At 70.2% G+C, this 18,835-nt stretch carries 18 protein-coding genes; 11 read left to right on the top strand and 7 right to left on the bottom strand.

Annotated features, from left to right (window positions below):
* The first annotated feature begins 9 nt into the window (after window positions 1-9).
* The 5 genes from Q6350_RS11040 (at window position 10) to Q6350_RS11020 (ending at window position 4,690) form a co-directional block, all read left to right on the top strand.
* The gene (locus Q6350_RS11040) at window positions 10-201 is read left to right on the top strand and encodes a hypothetical protein (RefSeq protein ID WP_305066178.1); all 192 of its coding nucleotides are present in this window, start codon (window positions 10-12) and stop codon (window positions 199-201) included.
* Between the two features lie 93 nt (window positions 202-294).
* On the top strand, window positions 295-780 hold the full coding sequence (locus tag Q6350_RS11035; RefSeq protein WP_305066176.1) for a hypothetical protein: 486 nt from the start codon (window positions 295-297) through the stop codon (window positions 778-780).
* A 208-nt stretch (window positions 781-988) separates the two neighbouring features.
* Window positions 989-1,234 (top strand): hypothetical protein, encoded by a 246-nt coding sequence (locus Q6350_RS11030; protein ID WP_305066175.1) that lies wholly within the window; start codon window positions 989-991, stop codon window positions 1,232-1,234.
* A gap of 891 nt (window positions 1,235-2,125) precedes the next feature.
* Entirely contained in the window at window positions 2,126-2,413 is a 288-nt protein-coding gene (locus Q6350_RS11025) for a hypothetical protein (protein WP_305066174.1), read from the top strand.
* Between the two features lie 882 nt (window positions 2,414-3,295).
* Window positions 3,296-4,690, top strand: coding sequence for a glycine--tRNA ligase (locus Q6350_RS11020; RefSeq protein ID WP_305066172.1), 1,395 nt, complete (start codon window positions 3,296-3,298; stop codon window positions 4,688-4,690).
* A 102-nt stretch (window positions 4,691-4,792) separates the two neighbouring features.
* On the opposite strand, the gene Q6350_RS11015 is transcribed toward Q6350_RS11020, so the two are convergent.
* Together Q6350_RS11015 and Q6350_RS11010 are read right to left on the bottom strand one after the other, a co-directional pair.
* The gene (locus Q6350_RS11015; RefSeq protein WP_171247972.1) at window positions 4,793-4,939 is read right to left on the bottom strand and encodes a hypothetical protein; all 147 of its coding nucleotides are present in this window, start codon (window positions 4,937-4,939) and stop codon (window positions 4,793-4,795) included.
* A gap of 117 nt (window positions 4,940-5,056) precedes the next feature.
* A complete protein-coding gene (locus Q6350_RS11010; protein WP_171247973.1) occupies window positions 5,057-5,212 on the bottom strand; it encodes a hypothetical protein in 156 nt (51 codons plus the stop codon).
* 150 nt (window positions 5,213-5,362) lie between these two features.
* Between Q6350_RS11010 and dusB the strand changes: the two genes are divergently transcribed.
* Window positions 5,363-6,613 (top strand): tRNA dihydrouridine synthase DusB, encoded by a 1,251-nt coding sequence (gene dusB / locus Q6350_RS11005; RefSeq protein ID WP_370375391.1) that lies wholly within the window; start codon window positions 5,363-5,365, stop codon window positions 6,611-6,613.
* A gap of 78 nt (window positions 6,614-6,691) precedes the next feature.
* Here dusB and Q6350_RS11000 read toward each other — a convergent pair whose 3' ends face one another.
* The 5 genes from Q6350_RS11000 to Q6350_RS10980 form a co-directional block, all read right to left on the bottom strand.
* Window positions 6,692-7,918, bottom strand: coding sequence for a Dyp-type peroxidase (locus tag Q6350_RS11000; RefSeq protein WP_304604284.1), 1,227 nt, complete (start codon window positions 7,916-7,918; stop codon window positions 6,692-6,694).
* Window positions 7,918-8,454, bottom strand: coding sequence for a copper chaperone PCu(A)C (locus Q6350_RS10995; protein WP_304606977.1), 537 nt, complete (start codon window positions 8,452-8,454; stop codon window positions 7,918-7,920). The genes Q6350_RS11000 and Q6350_RS10995 overlap by 1 nt, the downstream gene beginning before the upstream one ends.
* Before the next feature lie 107 nt (window positions 8,455-8,561).
* Window positions 8,562-9,185 (bottom strand): hypothetical protein, encoded by a 624-nt coding sequence (locus Q6350_RS10990; protein WP_305066170.1) that lies wholly within the window; start codon window positions 9,183-9,185, stop codon window positions 8,562-8,564.
* A gap of 111 nt (window positions 9,186-9,296) precedes the next feature.
* Window positions 9,297-11,066, bottom strand: coding sequence for an alpha-amylase family glycosyl hydrolase (locus tag Q6350_RS10985; RefSeq protein WP_304604281.1), 1,770 nt, complete (start codon window positions 11,064-11,066; stop codon window positions 9,297-9,299).
* Between the two features lie 154 nt (window positions 11,067-11,220).
* Entirely contained in the window at window positions 11,221-12,243 is a 1,023-nt protein-coding gene (locus tag Q6350_RS10980; RefSeq protein WP_304604280.1) for a LacI family DNA-binding transcriptional regulator, read from the bottom strand.
* A gap of 200 nt (window positions 12,244-12,443) precedes the next feature.
* Between Q6350_RS10980 and Q6350_RS10975 the strand changes: the two genes are divergently transcribed.
* The 5 genes from Q6350_RS10975 to Q6350_RS10955 all read left to right on the top strand — a co-directional run bounded on the left by Q6350_RS10975 (window position 12,444) and on the right by Q6350_RS10955 (window position 18,710).
* Window positions 12,444-13,682 (top strand): maltose ABC transporter substrate-binding protein, encoded by a 1,239-nt coding sequence (locus tag Q6350_RS10975; RefSeq protein WP_305066271.1) that lies wholly within the window; start codon window positions 12,444-12,446, stop codon window positions 13,680-13,682.
* A 68-nt stretch (window positions 13,683-13,750) separates the two neighbouring features.
* A complete protein-coding gene (locus Q6350_RS10970; RefSeq protein ID WP_305066169.1) occupies window positions 13,751-15,397 on the top strand; it encodes an ABC transporter permease subunit in 1,647 nt (548 codons plus the stop codon).
* 1 nt (window position 15,398) lies between these two features.
* Entirely contained in the window at window positions 15,399-16,304 is a 906-nt protein-coding gene (locus Q6350_RS10965; RefSeq protein ID WP_304604278.1) for a sugar ABC transporter permease, read from the top strand.
* 55 nt (window positions 16,305-16,359) lie between these two features.
* Window positions 16,360-16,770, top strand: a complete 411-nt coding sequence (locus tag Q6350_RS10960; RefSeq protein ID WP_305066168.1) for a spore germination protein GerW family protein — start codon at window positions 16,360-16,362, stop codon at window positions 16,768-16,770.
* A gap of 44 nt (window positions 16,771-16,814) precedes the next feature.
* The gene (locus Q6350_RS10955; RefSeq protein ID WP_305066166.1) at window positions 16,815-18,710 is read left to right on the top strand and encodes a glycoside hydrolase family 13 protein; all 1,896 of its coding nucleotides are present in this window, start codon (window positions 16,815-16,817) and stop codon (window positions 18,708-18,710) included.
* The last annotated feature ends 125 nt before the right edge of the window (window positions 18,711-18,835 follow it).

The raw sequence follows: 18,835 nt of genomic DNA, 5'->3' as shown, positions 1-18,835 counted from the left end.
TCTCGCGCCATGGTCGACGCCGCCCGGTCGCGCAGGGGCTTCTGGTCCACGGTGGGGCGTCCCTTCCGGGCGCTGGGCCGCGCTGTCGGGCGTCTGGTGGAGCTGCTCGACCTGCTGTGGCTCCCGGTGCAGGTGGTGCGCGGTGCGGTGTGGCTCGTCCGGGGTGCAGGGCGTCTGATCGGAGAGGTCTTCGGTGGCTGAGGGCGGTCGCCTGGTGAGCAGGCTCGGCGACCGGCGGCTTGCTGAGCAGGGCGGATGAGGCCATCGGCCGTTTTCGGCGGAAGGGTCATTGGCATGAATGCAGGAGAGTGGGGAGGCTGGATGATTGACGACTTCGCCAACTATGTTCCCCCGATTGGGCTGCGGATCGTCGCCTTTGTGGTCGGGATCGCCGTCATCGGCTACTTCGGAGCGCTGCTTGGTCGTGTGATCGCGAGTTTGCTCGGGCGAGGTCCCACCGTCTTGACCGACTGGCATGTTGCAATGCATAACGGCGACGTTGCCGCCGCGAGTGCGGACGCGCGTTCACAGTTTCATGTGACGGCGAGCGGTGTGGTTCTTGGTGTTTGGTGCTTCCTGTTCGGTGCTCTCGGATCAGGGCACCCAGAGCTTGTGCCATGGATGCACGTTGTGCCGGGTGCTGTGGCGGGCACCCTCCGTGTGTGGGGATGGATTGAGAGTGAATACGGGTGGCCAGGGCTCATGGTTGATCCCGCCCTCAAGGGATCTCCGGGGAGAAAGGAGCTACGACGTCGTGATGCGCCGGCGCCTGGGGCGTGAGGTTCTCGACGTTCATGAGGTCGCCGCCGACCTTCTCGGCCAGGTGCTGCAGGAGGTAGGTGGAGGCGAGTGCCTGGGCGCCGTCGTCGTCGCTCGACCTGCTGTGGCTATCTCGGTGGTTCCACCGCCAACACGGTGAGGAGGAAGATGAATGATGGATAGCTTGCCGGCGAAAGGATCTGATGAGACTCCGACGTGGGCGCCTGGCATGACCTTCGAGGTCATACCGGGGCCGAGTTCGAGAGCCGCTGCGAAATTCTTGTTGGTTGCAGTTGGTTCAGCATTCGCGATTCTGGTCGCGCTATTCATCACGCTCATGCTAGAAATTGACGCGCCTGGCTGGATTTATGTTGGTCTAGTGGTTGCGGCAGTCATTGCTATCCGTCAAGATTTCGTCATGATACGCCGTGCGCGCAGAGAGGCCGAAGCTGGATATACCGTCAGTGGTGTGTGAAGGATCGTCATCTTACTCAGGTTGACCCCGTGTCTGGCTACGTCCTGCGACTTCCGATGGAAGAGTATTTGAGCCCCGCCAAGTGCCGGCGGAGATTGCAGCTCATATCTGATTTATCCCCCGATCTTGATTGACGTGCAAAGGGAAAGTGTCATCGTAGGCAAGAGGAGGGCGGCGGCGGCGATCTCGGTGAGGCGGTGGGGCCTAAACTTCCTTGGATGGTCGGCCGGATTTGGATTTGAGGGCAATGAATAGCAGGCCTACTGGAGGATTCGAGGTCGGTGGACGGTTCAAGCGTTTCGCGCGAGCAGAGTGTGCGCATCAAGCGCCTCCAGGTTTTTAATGCTTGGGTTCGATGGGTCGGGTCCTTCGTGTTACTCTTCATTTTTATGCCTGCAATCGCGATGCTGGGCGACCCGGTGCTAATGACCTTTTCCTTAATGGCTAGCATTCTACCGGGAATACCTTGGTGCACGCCTGATCCTGCAAAAGCTGGACACCCGCCACGGTCCTGGTAAGTTGGGCAATCTTTCCACTTCCTGGCTCGCATGGACCCTCGTGGTCGTTGTCGCCGGAGCTGCGGGGGTAGCGTTTCTCTTCGGCACCCTCGTTGCTTACTCGCTATTCCCGGCTATGATTCTCTTGGAGGTTCTGATCGCTCGGCGTCTCGAGCTCCTCAAAGATGATTGATACGGTTACGGGACTTCAGGCCACCCAGGTCGGTTTGCCTGGTGTAGCGGTCAGTTATCACGGGTGAAAGGACTTTCCTTGGACGCAGACGATTGGGTCGCTGGAACGAGAGTGGACTTGCTTCCCGGACCCTCGGCACGGACGTGGACGTTGTGGTCGACAGTCTCCGGGGCCTTGTTGCCATTGCTCATTGTTGTATTGGTGATTGGCATGGCGGTATCCGGTCGGGGCTACACTGAGTCACCAGTCCTTTTTGCGGTCATGGCCTGTGTCTTTGTCAACGGTTTAGTGGCAACGGCCGCCTCGATTGGCCAGAGTATCAAGGCGCGTGCCGAGAAGAAGAGTGGCTACACTACGCTGCTCGGTAATGAGGATCTGGTGGAGGTGGATGATTCAACACGGTGCGTGCTCCGCGCCGCAGGTGAAGCCAGATTGTCGGGGAAGGAGCGAGAGCGACGCATTGAGCTGAACAGGCAGGCACTTCGCTGACATGGGGTTTCTGTGCGCTGTAGACTACGCGAAAGCTGGGGGTTGCTGAGCGGATAATGTCCTGCGGATCCTTTGCCTGCGCCACATGGTCCACGGTGGGGCGACCCTTCGGGGCCATGGGCCGCGGTGCACGGCTCTGGCGGAGCTGCTTGACCTGCCAGGCTCTTGGTCCAGGTGGGGCGCGGCGTCGTCTGGCTCGTCCGGGGTGCGGGGCGTCTGATCGGAGAGGTCTTCAGTGCTTGAGGCGCCCTTCAAAGGAACACGCTCATGTTAGGTATTGATTCCCTGAGATTCCTGCTGGGGCTCCTCGGGGCGCTCTTCCTTCTCGCGGTCGGAATGAACGGGACCTGGCTAACCCACTTCGTCGGAATGTCGGAGGCCTATCCAAGATTCCTCCGGGAGTTTTTCCGATCGGGGAGTCTCGCGCTTGGTGGGGCTGGGATGATGGCGAGCCTGGCCGCTGGCTTGGCTGATCCGGAGGACGAGGCTATTGTGATGGCATTATGGCTGGGACTCGCTCTTGTGGCGGCTGCTATTGCACTCTACCCGCTCATCCGGCGCTACTATGACCCCTCCGCACCATTCGCGCGAAAAGACCTGTTTTCAGCAGCACGGACCATGGTCGGCCTATTGCTCGGCGGTGTCTGCCTTGTTGGCGCAGCGTCCCTCGCTCTCGGTGCAGGCTAGGTCTCGTCAGTCGCCGCGGATCGCACCTCGGCAGCGGTTGCAGACCCTGGTGCCACGCGGAGGACGGCGGCGAGTCGCCGACCCCTAGATGCCCGACCGGTACGCTGGACCACTGGCGCCCGTCGTGGCGCCGACCCCACCGTGAACGTACGCCCCGCCGGAGCCACCGGCGGGGTCGACACCCAGGAGTGATCCGTGGCAGCACCGTCCGCGCACGCCAAGCTCGACGCCGTCGTCTCCCTCGCCAAGCGCCGGGGATTCGTCTTCCAGTCCGGCGAGATCTACGGCGGTACCCGCTCCGCGTGGGACTACGGCCCGCTGGGCGTCGAGCTCAAGGAGAACATCAAGAAGCAGTGGTGGAAGGCCATGACCCGTCGCCCCGACGTGGTCGGCCTGGACTCGTCGGTCATCCTGCCGACCCCGGTCTGGGAGGCCTCCGGTCACCTCGGTGCGTTCACCGACCCGCTGACCGAGTGCCTGAGCTGCCACAAGCGGTTCCGCGAGGACCAGATGATCGAGGAGTTCGAGGAGCGCAAGGGCCGTGCGCCCGAGGGCGGCCTCGCCGAGATCGCCTGCCCGAACTGCGGCACCCGCGGTGAGTGGACCGAGCCGCGCGACTTCAACATGATGCTCAAGACGTACCTCGGCCCCGTCGAGGACGAGTCGGGTCGGCACTACCTGCGCCCCGAGACGGCCCAGGGCATCTTCGTGAACTTCGCCAACGTGGCCGCCGCGGCGCGGCAGAAGCCGCCGTTCGGCATCGCCCAGATCGGCAAGTCGTTCCGCAACGAGATCACGCCGGGCAACTTCATCTTCCGCACGCGCGAGTTCGAGCAGATGGAGATGGAGTTCTTCGTCGAGCCGGGCAGCGACGCCGAGTGGCACCAGTACTGGATCGACACCCGAATGGCCTGGTACAAGGGCCTGGGTATCGACCCGGAGAACCTGCGCCTGTACGAGCACCCGGCCGACAAGCTGTCCCACTACTCCACCCGCACGGTGGACATCGAGTACCGCTTCGGCTTCACCGGCGGCGAGTGGGGCGAGCTCGAGGGCATCGCCAACCGCACGGACTTCGACCTCTCGACCCACGCGAAGCACTCGGGCAAGGACCTGATGTACCGCGACCCGGTGACCAACGAGAAGTACTTCCCGTACGTCATCGAGCCGGCCGCCGGTCTGACCCGCTCCCTCATGGCGTTCCTCATCGAGGCCTACTCCGAGGACGAGGCGCCCAACACCAAGGGCGGCGTCGACAAGCGCACCGTGCTGCGCCTGGACGAGCGGCTCGCCCCGGTCAAGGCCGCGGTGCTGCCGCTGTCGAAGAGCTCCGAGCTGCTGCCGACGGCCGAGAAGCTGGCCGAGGAGCTGCGCCAGTACTGGAACGTCGACCACGACATCACCCAGGCGATCGGCAAGCGGTACCGCCGTCAGGACGAGATCGGCACGCCGTACTGCGTCACCGTCGACTTCGACACGCTCGACGACCAGGCCGTGACGATCCGTCACCGCGACACCATGGCCCAGGAGCGGGTCTCCCTGGACAAGGTCGCCGGCTACCTCGCCGAGAAGATGCCCGGCGTCTCCTGACCCCGGCGCAGTCGTGTGCGCACAGCAGTAAGGGGGCCGTCCCGGTGGGGACGGCCCCCTTACTGCTCCCGCGTCAGCGGGTACACCAACCCAGAGGGGAGTTCAGGATTTTGCGCGGTTCATCAGCGCGAGAACCAGGCTGACGACCAGGATGGCGACGCCGATCCAGAGCAGGATCTCCGCGATGCCGCTGAGCCCGAGGATCAGGAGCACGACGCCGATGATGATCAGAATGAGCCAGAGGGGCACATTTCCTCCTTCGAGAGCCGCGGAATTCTTGTGCCGCGGCAAGATGTGACAATGTCACGGATTAGCGGGGGAGTGCTTGTCGTCGGGCGGGCGAGGCCATTTCCAGCCCGCCCAGGATCAAGCGACCTTCTTCTTGCCCTTGTTCATGAGCACCAGCACGACTCCGACGACCATGGCCACCACACCGATCCAGACGAAGGTCTGGCCGAGGACGGTCAGACCGAGGATCAGGGAGATGAGACCGGCAATGAGGATAATCAGCCAGAGGGCCATGTGTTTCCTTTCGTCGAGGTCGTGCCAGATTGGCAGCGGGTGAAAAATCCTGCGACCCGAAACGCGCCAGTGTGACGAGCGTCACACTGGCGAGTCCTGGGGATGCGCGGTAGTGGAGGTCACAGCGGCTCGCGCGGTACCGGTGGGACAATGACCGACGTGACCTTCACGTTCGACCCCGCCCGCACGACGCCGCAGCCCACCTCCGCACCCGACGCTCCGGCGTCGGGCAGCCGTGTGCTGCCGCCGCTGCAGATCGGACCCCTCACCGTGGACACCCCGGTGGTGCTGGCCCCCATGGCGGGGGTGACCAACCGCGCCTTTCGCACCCTGTGCCGCCAGGCGGGGGAGTCGACCGGGTTCGACCCCGGCCTGTACGTGGCCGAGATGGTGACCTCACGGGCGCTCGTCGAGCGCAACACCGAGGCCCTGCGCATCGTGACCTTCGGCGACGACGAGACGCCGCGCTCGGCGCAGGTCTACGGCGTCGACCCGGCGACCGTCGGCGAGGCCGTGCGGATCATCGCCACCGAGGACCGTGCCGACCACATCGACCTGAACTTCGGCTGCCCGGTGCCCAAGGTGACGCGCAAGGGCGGCGGCGCGGCCGTGCCGTGGAAGCGCGAGCTGTTCGCCGGCATCGTGCGGTCCGCTGTCCAGGCCGCCGAGCCGCACGGCATCCCGGTGACCGTGAAGATGCGCAAGGGCATCGACGACGACCACCTGACGTACCTCGAGGCCGGCCGCACCGCCGAGTCCCTCGGTGCCTCCGCCGTCGCGCTGCACGCCCGCACCGCGGCCCAGCACTACTCCGGCACCGCCGACTGGACCGCCGTCGCGCGCCTCAAGGAGGCCGTGCGGACCGTGCCCGTGCTGGGCAACGGCGACATCTGGGCCGCCGAGGACGCCGTGCGCATGGTCCGTGAGACCGGTGCGGACGGCGTCGTCGTGGGCCGCGGCTGCCAGGGGCGTCCGTGGCTCTTCGCCGACCTCGCGGCCGCGTTCAACGGGTCCGACGCCCGCGTGCGGCCCGGTCTGCGCGAGGTCGCCGAGACGATCTACCGCCACGGCCAGCTGATGATTGAGTACTACGACGGTGACGAGGACAAGGGCATGCGCGACCTGCGCAAGCACATGGCCTGGTACCTCAAGGGGTACGCCGTCGGGGGCGACGCGCGCCGCGGGCTGGCGATGGTCTCCACGCTCGCCGAGCTGCGCGAGCGGCTCGACGGCCTCGACCTCGACCTGCCCTACCCGGGCGAGGACGCCGAGGGTCCGCGCGGACGTGCCGGCTCGCCGAAGAAGCCGCACCTGCCGTACGGCTGGCTGGACTCGCGTGAGCTGGACGCCGAGTTCGAGGCGAAGCTGCGCGAGGCCGAGCTCAGCGTCTCCGGCGGCTGACCACCCCGCGTCCCGTTGCGGGCATGAAATCTGCGGGCGTGGATCGATTCACGCCCGCAGATTTCATGCCCACAACGGCTAGGCGAGCAGGGTGTCGCCGACGAACCCGCCCGGTGCGCACCCCGGCGGGATCGCGAACACCGACGACCCGATCGGTGTCGTCCACCGGTTCAGCAGGTCCAGCTTCGCCAGCCGCCGCTGCATCGGCGTGAACTGCCGGTCCACGTCGGCCTGGAAGCAGGCGAAGATCAGCCCCGCGTCCGACACGTGGTCTCCGGACGGGGTGTCGTCGTAGTTGTATCCCCGCCGGAAGATCCGGTCGTGGCGGCCCTCGTCGACACCGCGAGCTCGCCGCACGTGCGAGAACTCCGGGATCACGGAGAAGCCGGCCTCGGTCCGCGCGGCGAAGTCCGGTTCGTCGTGCTCCCGGGTGCCGGTCAGCGGGGCGCCGGTCGCCTGGGTCCGGCCCACCGCCTGCTCCCGTCCGGCCCGCCCGACGGTGTCCCACTCGTCGAGGTCCATGTGGATGCGCCGGACGACGGCGCTCGTCCCGCCGGCCATCCAGCCCTCGGTGGCCCACACGACCTCGTCGAAGTCGGGCGTGCCCGGCACCGGGTTCGCGGTGCCGTCGACCTGACCGAAGAGGTTGCGCATCGTGGTGCCGGGCGCGACCGACCCGTGCGCCCGGCGGAACCCGCGCTGGGTCCAGCGCACCTCGGCGAACCCCCGGGCGTCCTTGAGCAGCATCCGCGTCGCGTGGGACACGGTGAGCTGGTCGTCGGCGGCGATCTGCAGCAGCAGGTCGCCGTCGCTGAAACCGGGGTCCAGCCGGTCGACGGCGAACGACGGCAGCGGGTGCAGCCACGCCGGGGCCTCACCGCCGGCTCGGGCCACGAAGCCCGGGCCGAACCCGAAGGTGACGGTCAGGCGTGCCGGCACGACGGCGAGCTCCGGCTCGGTGTCCGCCAGGGCCGGCTCGCCCTGCGTGAGCCGCGCGGCGTCGTCGGACAGGATGCGCATCAGTCGGCCGAGCGCCTCGCGGCCGGTGTCCTCGTGCAGGTCCAGCGCGACGAACGTGCCGTACGCCTGGGCGTCGGTAGCGATACCGGCCTGGTGGGCACCGTGGAACGGGACCGTCTCGGTGCCGTGCAGGGGAGGTGGCTCCGCCGCGGCGGTGGGCCGGTCGAGAGCGTGCTCGGCGCCCAGCGCGGCGACCGCGCCGAACCCGGCGGCAGCCCCTCCGAGGAGGAACTGCCGCCGGGTCGACCCGGGCCGGCCGCGGGCGCCCTCGTCGGACGCCGCCATCAGGAGTCCCCGTGCTCCGCGCCGGACTCGCCGTCGTAGCTCTCCTCGGCGCCGGTGAAGTCCTTGACCGGCGCCGTCAGCTCGGCCGTCGAGCCGTCGCCGAACGTCAGGGTGAACGTCAGCTCGTCCCCGGCACGGACCGGGCCGGCGAGGTCCATGAGCATCAGGTGGTGCCCGCCCGGTTCGAGGACGAGGGTCTCGCCGGCCGGCACGACGAACCCCCCCTCGACCTCGGCCATGGACATCTCGCCCGAGGCGTCGGCGGCGGTCTCGTGCAGCTCGGTGCGGGCCGCGGCGTTGGTCGCTGCGGCGACGACGGTGATCTCGGCCTCCCCGTCGTTGGTGATGTCGCCGAAGCCGGCGGTCATGCCCGCGTCCGCGGCCTTGACCCAGGCGTCGTCGATCGACACGTCGTCGGCGGTGGTGGTGTCCGTCGCCGCGGGGGCGGCGGACTCCTCGGTGGCGCAGCCCGCCAGGCCGAGGGAGCCGGCGGCGAGCAGCAGGGCGAGCGTCGTGGTGGTGCGTCGGGTGGTCACAGGAGTGCCTCTCAGGTTCTCTGGCGTCGGGCGCGCCGGCGCCGCCGCACGGGAGCGCGGGCGCGGCGCGACCGGGGTCCGTCGTCGGACGGACCCGGGATGGGGGTTCAGGACGCTGAGAGGGCGGGAGGGCCGCGCCGCTGGAGCGGGCGCAGCTGGGGCCGCGGCCGGGCCGGCCGTTGGTACCGGACCGCGACGAGGGCGGGCGGCGTCGGGACCTCGACGGTCGCGGCGGCGACGTCGAGGCGTCGTGGTGCCAGGCGCGTGGCGACCGTGCCGGCGGCGCGGAGCAGCCGGTGGAGGAACAGCTCGCCGCGGTACAGCAGGGCGACGGTGGCGACGGCCGCGGCGGCGTGCCAGCCCCCCATGCGGGCGTCGGCCTGGAGCAGGTCGACCGTGGTCGCGGACGGTGTGAACGGCGCCATGACGGCGTGACCCGCGTGCGGGCCGGAGGGCGCGGGCGCCCCGGTGGGGGTGCCGAGCACGAAGAGGGTGTGGAACAGCACCTGCCCGACGACGACCGAGGAGGCCGTGCGCCAGCGGGCGACGTGGCGCCCCGCCAGCAGGGTGGAGAGCCACAGCGTGATCGCCCACGGGGCGGCGACGCCGAGCCAACCGGGCACGGGAGCGCCGCCGGCGACGTGCGACGCCAGCGCGACCCCCGTCGTGACGGTCGCGGCGACGGCACCGCGCAGCACGCGAACCTGACGCGACGACCCGGTGGTACCCATCGGGGACGAGCCTAAGCCATACCCCCGGGGGAATTCGTCACGCCTGTGGGCATGAAATCTGCCGCCCGGGGGTGACCCCGGACGGCATATTTCATGCCCACAGCGGTGAGGTCAGGCGCGCAGCCAGACCGTGGTGTCGGCGGGCAGGTCGTCGCTCACCGGGCCGGAGGTCAGCAGCACCTCGGCGCCCTCGGGCAGGGCCACCGGCTCCGTACCGAGGTTCGCCACGACGGCGACCCCGTCGTTGCGGAAGGCGACGACGTCCGCGGAGTCCTCCCACGCCTCGAGCCACGCCATCGTGCCGTGCCCGAGACCCTCAGCACGCCGCGCGGCCAGGGCCGCCCGGTACAGCTCGAAGGTCGAGCCCGGGACGTCGTACTGGACGTCGGCGGCGTAGCGCGCGTAGGAGTCGGGCTGCGGCAGCCACGTCTCATCGGTCGGGCCGAAGCCGAAGCCGGGGGCGTCGGCCTCCCACGGCAGGGGCACGCGGCAGCCGTCACGGCCGGCCTCGGCACCGTGCGTCCGGAAGTGGGCCGGGTCCTGGCGCACCTCGTTCGGCATCGTGGTGTGCTCGGGCAGGCCGAGCTCCTCGCCCTGGTACAGGTACGCCGAGCCGGGCAGGCCCAGCATGAGCAGCGTGGCGGCGCGTCCGCGGCGCAGGCCGAGCTCCTCGTCGGGCTGGGGGTCCGTGGCGAAGACGCCGTTGGGCCGCACGCCGACGTCGGGCAGGCCGAGCCGGGTGACGTGACGCACCACGTCGTGGTTCGACAGCACCCACGTGGTGGGCGCGCCGACCTCGTCGTTGGCCTCGTACGACGCCGCGACGACGCGCCGCAGGGCGGCGGCGTCCCACGCGGTGGTCAGGAACGAGAAGTTGAAGGCCTGGTGCATCTCGTCCGGGCGCACGTACCGCGCCAGGCGGGACAGCGGCTCCACCCAGGCCTCGGCGACGAGGCAGCGATCGCCGTCGTACTCGGCGAGCACGTCGTGCCAGGTCCGGTAGATCTCGTGCACGCCGTCCTGGTCGAACATCGGGCCCTGGTTGCCGGCGCCGGTGGAGCCGTCCTCCGGGGCGCCCGGGTCGTCCTCGGCGTCGTCGGAGGTGCCGCCGTCGACCATGGACACGTGGCCGTGCCAGTCGGGCAGCCCGTCGGCCTTGACCAGGCCGTGCGCGACGTCCACGCGGAAGCCGTCGACGCCCTTGTCCAGCCAGAACCGCAGCACGTCGGTGAACTCGGTGCGCACCTCCGGGTGGTCCCAGTCGAGGTCCGGCTGGGTGGAGTCGAAGAGGTGCAGGTACCACTGCGGGCCGAGGGGGCCGTCGTCCTCGCGCGGCTCGAGGCGCGTCCAGGCCGGACCACCGAAGATCGAGTGCCAGTTGTTCGGCGGCTCCTCGCCGGCCGGGCCGCGGCCGTCGCGGAAGATGTACCGCGCCCGCTCCGGCGAGCCCGGGGCGGAGGCCAGCGCCTGCTGGAACCAGACGTGCTGGTCGGAGGTGTGGTTGGGCACGAGGTCGACGATGACGCGCATGCCGCGGGCGTGGGCGCCGGCGAGCATCGCGTCGAAGTCGGCCAGGGTGCCGAACAGCGGGTCGACGTCGCGGTAGTCGGCGACGTCGTAGCCGGCGTCCTTCTGGGGGGACCGGTAGAACGGGGACAGCCAGACGGCGTCGACGCCGAGGGTCTGCAGGTGGTCCAGGCGGGACGTGATGCCCGGGATGTCGCCGACGCCGTCGCCGTTGCCGTCGGCGAAGGAGCGCGGGTAGACCTGGTAGATGACGGCGTCCCGCCACCATTCGCGGGCGGTCGCGGACCCGACGTGCACGGTGGCGCCCGTGGACAGGGTCTCCGACGTCGGGATGGTCGGCTCGGTGGTGGCCATGAGGAACCTCGGTGGTGGTCGGTGGGGGTACGGCGGTCGAGTGTAAACGCCTCTGCAAGATTCTTGCAGAAGGGGTGCCCGGGGTCGATGGGCGGGCCGTCGTGGCATCCAGCCTGCGCTGCGGCGGGCAGGAGGGCAACCCTGCGGTCGAGGGTCAGTCGCGGGGCGCGGGACCCGTCGAGCCCCGGACGACGAGCTCGGGGGAGAACAGCAGCTCCGTGCGCGGGGCGCGGTCCCCGCCGATCTCGGTGAGCAGGGCGCTGACGGCGGCGTCGGCCATCGCGTCGACGGGCTGGCGCACCGTCGTCAGCGGCGGCTCGGTGAAGGCGATGAGCGGGGCGTCGTCGTAGCCCACGACGGAGACGTCGTCGGGGACCTTCAGGCCCTGGGCCCGGGCCGCCCGGACGGCACCGAGGGCCATGAGGTCCGAGCCGCACACCACGGCCGTGTGGCCCGAGGCGTAGAGCTCGGCGGCCGCGGCCTGCCCGCCCTCGAGGGTGTACAGCGTGTTGACCACGTGCGCCCGGGCCGCGGCCTCGTCGGCGGCCAGCCCGTGACGGACCAGGGCCGCGGCGAACGCCGCCGCCTTGCGCTGGGCGGGCACGTACCGCTCGGGGCCGATGGCCAGGCCGATGCGCCGGTGTCCCAGCGTGACCAGGTGCTGGACCGCGACGTCGATGCTCTCGGCGTCGTCGGGGGAGACGAACGGGGCGTCGATGCCCGGTGCGTAGCCGTTGACCAGGACGATGGGCACGCCCTGCCCGCGCAGCAGCTCGTAGCGCGAGTGGTTGGCGCGGGTGTCGGCGTGCAGGCCGGAGATGAAGATGATGCCGTCGACGGAGTGGTCCACGAGCGTCGAGACGTACTCGTCCTCGGTGGTGCCGCCGGGGGCCTGGGTGCACAGCAGCGGCGTGTAGCCCCGCTGGGCGAGGATGGACTCGACCGCCTGGGCGAACGCGGGGAAGACGGGGTTGGTGAGCTCGGGCACCACGAGACCGACGAGTCCCGCGGACCGGCCGGCCAGCGTCGAGGGGCGCTCGTAGCCCAGCACGTCCAGGGCGGCCAGCACCGCCTGGCGGGTGGAGCTGGCGACACCGGGCTTCCCGTTGAGCACGCGCGACACGGTCGCGGTCGAGACCCCGGCCTGGTCGGCCAGGTCGCTCAGTCGGGTGCGCACGCCTGCGATCGTAAGGGACACGGGACCTCCTCGTCCTCGGGCGACCGCGGGTCGGACGCTGCGGTGGATCGTCGGTTGCAGAAACGTTATTGCAACATCTTGCAAATCGCGAACATCCTGTCCTAGATTCATCCTCCAGCAGGGCCCGCCGGCGTGCATGCCGGTGGGCCACCACCCCGAAAGATGCTGGGAGAATGACGATGCGACGGAGCATCCTTATCGCGTCCGCCCTGGTGACGACCCTCGCCCTGTCGGCGTGCGGGTCGTCGGAGGACGCCGGTGACACCACCGAGGGCACCGAGGAGAGCACGGCCGAGGCCACCGAGGCGACCGGCTCGCTGACCGTCTGGGTCGACGAGACGCGCGAGACCGCGGTCGAGTCCGCCGCCGAGGCGTTCGAGTCCGAGACCGGCGCCGAGGTCGAGATCGTCCTGAAGAACTTCGAGGACATCCGCTCCGACTTCATCGCCCAGGTGCCGACGGGCGAGGGCCCGGACGTCACCGTCGGTGCCCACGACTGGCTCGGCGAGCTCATCACCAACGGGGTCGTCGCCCCGGTCGAGCTCGGCGCCACCGCCGACGGGTTCGAGGACGTCGCCGTCGAGGCCTTCACCGCCGACGGCGCGGTCTACGGCATGCCGTACGCGATCGAGAACATCGCCCTGATCCGCAACACCGAGCTGGCCGACAGCGCCCCCGCCACGTGGGACGACGCCATCTCGATGGGCGAGGACGCGGACACCAAGTACCCGTTCCTCATCCAGACCGGGACCGAGGGTGACCCGTACACCTACTACCCGTTCCAGACGTCGTTCGGCGCTCCCGTGTTCGAGCAGAACGAGGACGGCTCCTACGCCCCGGAGCTCGCCATGGGTGGCGACGCGGGCACCGCGTACGCGCAGTGGCTCGCCGAGCAGGGCGAGGCCGGCACGCTGACCACCGACATCACCTACGACATCGCCGTCGAGGCCTTCGCCAAGGGCCAGTCGCCGTTCATCGTGGGCGGGCCGTGGATGCTCGAGCAGTTCGCCGACCTGGACCTGGCGATCGACCCGATCCCGGCCGCGGGTGACGAGGCCGCGCAGCCGTTCGTCGGCGTGCAGGGCTTCTACGTCAGCGCCCAGAGCGAGAACGCTCTGCTGGCCAACGACTTCCTCGTGAACTACCTGTCCACCGAGGAGGCGCAGACCGCGCTGTTCGAGGCCGGTGGCCGCCCGCCGGCGCTCACCGCCGCCGCCGACGCCGCGTCGTCGGACCCGATCGTGGCGGGCTTCCGTGAGGTCGGCGCCGAGGCCGTGCCGATGCCGTCCATCCCCGAGATGGGTTCCGTGTGGGCCTTCTGGGGCGTCACCGAGGCCAACATCATCGCCGGCAAGGCCGACCCGGCCAAGGCCTGGGACAAGATGATCTCGGACATCGAGGGCGCACTCGACTCCTGACGTCCTGACCTCTCGCGACGGGCCGTGGTGCCACCACGGCCCGTCGCGCGATCCCGGAAGGCTCTTCGATGACCGACCTGCAGCAGTCCCGCACCGCCTCGCGCGAGGCCTCGGACGACGCTCCCGCACCCCCCGGCCGCCCCTCGCGCCGCTTCCGGCTCGGACGCCGCGACGAGTCGCCGGCCGGACGCTACGGCGCCGGATTCCTCGCCAAGCTCGCCCTCATGGCCGTCGTCGACGCGTTCGGCGTCTACGTCGTCTGGTCGGCCTACCTCGCCGAGTCGTGGTTCATCCTCGGCGCCATGGTCGCCATGCTGGTCGTGGCGAACTGGGTCTACTTCTCGCGGCGCGTCGTCCCGCTGAAGTACGTGCTGCCCGGTCTGATCTTCCTGTTCACCTTCCAGATCTTCACCATCGGCTACACCGGGTGGGTCGCCTTCACCAACTACGGGGACGGCCACAACTCCACCAAGGAGGACGCCGTCGCGGCGCTGCTCGTGCAGAACGAGCGCCGTGTCGAGGGGTCGCCCGCCGTGCCGCTGACCGTGGTGGCCGACGGCGAGGAGCTCGGGTTCGCCGTCGTCCAGCCCGACGGGACGACGGAGGTCGGCAGCGCCGAGGAGCCGCTCGCCGCGGCGGAGGCCACCGTCACCGACGGGCGGGTCACCGCCGTCGACGGCTGGGAGGTCCTCGACCGCGCCGACGTGCTGGCCCGGCAGGGCGAGGTCACCGATCTGCGGGTGCCCGTCTCCGACGACCCGGCCGCCGGGTCCGTGCGCACCCAGGACGCCCGCACCGGGTACGTCTACGAGTCCACGCTCGTCTACGACGAGGCCGCGGACACCATGACGGACACCGCGAGCGGCACCGTCTACACACCCAACGACGAGGGGCAGTTCGAGGCGGCGGACGGATCCACGCTGAACGTCGGCTGGCGGGTGTTCGTCGGGTTCGACAACTTCACCACGGCGTTCTCCGACTCGCGGTACTCCGGGCCGTTCTTCCAGATCGTCGTCTGGACCTTCGTCTTCGCCTTCGCCTCCGTGGCCACGACGTTCCTGCTCGGGATGTTCCTGGCGTCGGTGTTCAACACCCCGATGCGCGGGCGCAAGATCTACCGGACGCTGCTGATCCTGCCGTACGCGATCCCGGGGTTCGTCGCCCCGCTGCTGTGGTCCGGTCTGCTCAACCGCAGCTTCGGGTTCATCAACCAGGTGCTGCTCGGGGGCGCGGCCATCCCGTGGCTGACCGACCCGTGGCTGGCCAAGCTGTCGATCATCGGGGTGAACCTGTGGCTCGGGTTCCCGTACATGTTCCTCATCTGCACCGGTGCGCTGCAGTCCCTGCCCACCGACGTGCTCGAGGCCGCGAAGATCGACGGCGCCGGCCGGCTGCGCACCTGGCGCTCGGTCGTCATGCCCCTGCTGCTCGTCTCCACGACCCCGCTGCTCATCTCGAGCTTCGCGTTCAACTTCAACAACTTCGCCCTGGTGTACATGCTCACCGGAGGCGGTCCACGGTTCGAGGACGCCTCCGTGCCGCTGGGTCACACCGACATCATGATCACGATGGTCTACTCCGTGGCCGGTCTGGACGGGAACGCCCCGAAGGACTTCGGCCTGGCCAGCGCGCTGTCCATCGTCATCTTCGTGATCATCGCGACGATCTCGGCCATCGCCTTCAAGCGGACCCGCTCGCTCGAGGAGATCAACTGACATGACCGCCACCTCGACCGCCCCCGCGGTCCGCACCCCGTCGACGCCCACCCGTCGCAGGACGGCCGGGCGCTGGTTCACCGAGCTCGGCTGGCGGCACGTCGTCGGCGTCGTGTTCGTCGTCTACGCCGCCTTCCCGATCGTGTACGTCCTGTCGGCCTCCGTGGCCGAGAGCGGCACCCTGACCGGGTCCAACCAGCTCTTCGACACGTTCAGCACGGAGAACTACGCCCGGCTGGCCGACACGGTGTACTGGTCGTGGTTCGCCAACTCGGTACTGATCGCCGTGGCGACCTCGATCGGTACGGTGCTCATGGGCGCCGCCGCGGCGTACGCCTTCAGCCGGTTCCGGTTCACGGGGCGCCGGGCCGGGCTGACCACGCTGCTGATCCTCCAGATGTTCCCGCAGATGCTCGCGTTCGTCGCGATCTTCCTGCTCCTCATCAGCCTCGGCGAGGTGGTCCCGGCGCTCGGCCTGAACTCCCGGGTCGCGCTCATCTGCGTCTACCTCGGCGGCGCGCTCGGCGTGAACACGTTCCTCATGTACGGGTTCTTCAACACGGTCCCGCGCGAGCTGGACGAGGCGGCCAAGATCGACGGCGCCACGCACGCCCAGACGTACTGGACGATCATCCTGCGCCTGGTGACCCCGATCCTGGCGGTCGTGGCGCTGCTGTCGATCATCGCCACCTTCGGCGAGTTCGTCATCGCCCGCGTGCTGCTGCAGTCGGAGTCCAACTGGACGCTCGCGGTCGGTCTCTACTCGTGGGTCTCCAGCCTCCTCGAGGCCAACTGGGGGCTCTTCGCCGCGGGCGCGGTGATCTCCACGATCCCGATCCTCGCGCTGTTCCTGTTCCTGCAGAAGTACATCGTCGGCGGGCTGACGGCCGGCTCCGTCAAGGGCTGACGGCGTCGGTCGCGTGCCCGTGGCGGGGCTCCGGCCCCGGTCCTAGCCTGGATGCATGAGCGAGAAGCGCACCTTCGGCCCGGACCTGGCGCGGCTCACCGACGCCGCCGACCAGTCGTTCACCGTGCGCCGCGCGTTCGGCGAGGCGTACGAGCACGACGGCCAGCTCGTCATCCCGGTCGCCCGGGTGCGGGGTGGTGTCGGCACGGGGTCCGGCGGCGGGGCGGGCCCCGCCTCCCACGCCACGGACGAGGCGAGCGAGGTCCCCGACGAGGCGTCCGGCGAGGGCGGCGGCGGGGGCGGCGGCTACGGGCTGCGGGTCACCCCGCTCGGCGTCTACGTCGTCGGCGCCACGGGCACGCGATGGCAGCCCGCGCTCGACCTGAACAAGGTGATCCTCGGCGGACAGATCGTCGGGATCGTGATCGCGCTCGCCACCGGGTGGGCGATCGGCCGCCGCCGCTGACCGGACCTCGGTCGGTGGCGGCCGCCACCGACCGAGAGGACCGCATGCACCCTGCACCCCACCTGCTCGACCTGCCCCACCACGACGGGTCCGCCGTCCACGTGCCCCCGGGTACCCCGCGGCTCGGTGACTCCGTGCCGGTCCGGGTCCGCGTGCCCCGCGCTTCGGGTGTCGAGCGGGTCTGGGTCCGCAGCGTGCGGGACGGCGAGCCGCGGCTGACCGAGGCGACGCCCGACGCCGGCACGGACGCCGACCGGTGGTTCACCGCGGACGTCGTGGTGCACAACCCCGTCACGCCCTACCGCTTCCTCCTGGACGGGCCCGGTGGCTACCGCTGGCTCACGGGGCGCGGCGTGCACGACCGCGACGTGTCCGACGCCGGCGACTTCCGGCTCACGACGCACGCCCCGGGCCCGGAGTGGATGGGCGAGGGACTCGTCTACCAGATCTTCCCCGACCGGTTCGCCCGCTCGGCGGCCGCGGACGCCCGCCCGGTCCCGGACTGGGCCGCGCCGGCGCAGTGGGAGGACGAGCCCGCCGGCACCGGGGTGCTGGCCGGCACCCAGTACTACGGCGGCGACATCGACGGCATCGTCGAGCACCTCGACCACCTCGCCGCGCTCGGCGTCGGCACCGTCTACCTCACCCCGGTGTTCCCGGGCCGGTCCAACCACCGCTACGACGCCTCGTCCTTCCACGAGGTGGACCCCCTGCTCGGTGGCGACGAGGCCTACGCGCGGCTCGCCGAGGCCGTGCACGCCCGCGGCATGCGGCTCATGGGCGACATCACGACCAACCACACCGGCGAGGGCCACGAGTGGTTCGCCACCGCGCTCGCCGACCCGGACTCGCCCGAGCACGCCATGTACGTGTGGGCGGACCCGTCCGGCGACACCACGGACGTGTCGACCACGGCGTCCGGGGAGCACTACGCGAGCTGGCTCGGGTTCGGCTCCCTGCCCAAGCTCGACTGGGGCGCGCCCGAGACCTGGCGCCGCATGGTCACCGACCCCGACGCCCCGATCGGCCGGTACCTGCGCCCGCCGTTCGAGCTCGACGGCTGGCGGGTCGACGTCGCCAACATGACCGGTCGGTGGGCCGACCAGGACCGCACCCACGCCGTCGCGCGCGAGCTGCGTGCCGCCATCGAGCGGGAGCGGCTCGACGGCGCCCTCATCGCCGAGCACTTCCACGACGCGATCGAGGACCTGCGCGCCGGCGGCTGGCACGCCAACATGAACTACACGGGGTTCACCCGACCCGCGTGGTCCTGGCTGGCCGCCGAGGGGTCCCCGGCCGCCGCGCACGGTCTGCCCGTGGCGGGCGCCCGCCGCCCCGGCGGTGCCATGGTGGCCGCGATGCGCGAGTTCGACTCCGCCGTGCCGTGGTCCGTCACCGCCCGGCAGTGGAACATGCTCGGCTCCCACGACACGCCGCGGCTGCGCACCACCGTCGACTCCGACGCCGCGGCCGAGGTCGCGGCCGCCCTGCTGTTCACCTACCCGGGCACGCCCGTCGTCTTCGCCGGGGACGAGATCGGTGCCACCGGGGACAACGGCGAGCACGCCCGCACGACCATGGCGTGGGACCAGGGCGCTCGCGGGGGAGGGCCGCGCTGGGACGCGGAGATCCTCGAGCGCTACCAGCGGCTCTCGGCGATGCGTCGCGGATCGGCCGCCCTGCGTGACGGCGGGCTGCGCTGGGCGGTCGTCGAGGACGACGCCGTCGTCTTCCTGCGGGAGACGCCGTCCGAGCGGGTGCTCGTCGTGCTCGCCCGTGGCCCCTGGGCCGGGACGGTGCTGCCGAGCCACCTGCTGGACCCGGGTGCGCAGCCGGAGCGGCTGTACGGCGAGGTGGGGCTCGACGTCGGGCCGGACGGGCTGACGGTCGACGGCGCGGGGCCGGGCGTGGGCGTGTTCCGTCTGCCCACCGCTGCGTGACGGCGTCGTCGGTCAGGCATCGGGTGGCCGATGCCCGACCCGGAGGTCCGCCAGGGCCGCCGCGGCCGCCAGAGCCGGCACGGAGCCCGGTCGCGCCGGCCGGCGGTCCACGGCACGGTGGGCTG

The sequence above is a fragment of the Isoptericola sp. b515 genome (assembly GCF_030588125.1).
In the GTDB taxonomy this organism is placed as follows: Bacteria; Actinomycetota; Actinomycetes; order Actinomycetales; family Cellulomonadaceae; genus Isoptericola; species Isoptericola sediminis.
This window is presented reverse-complemented; position numbering and strand designations above follow the sequence as displayed.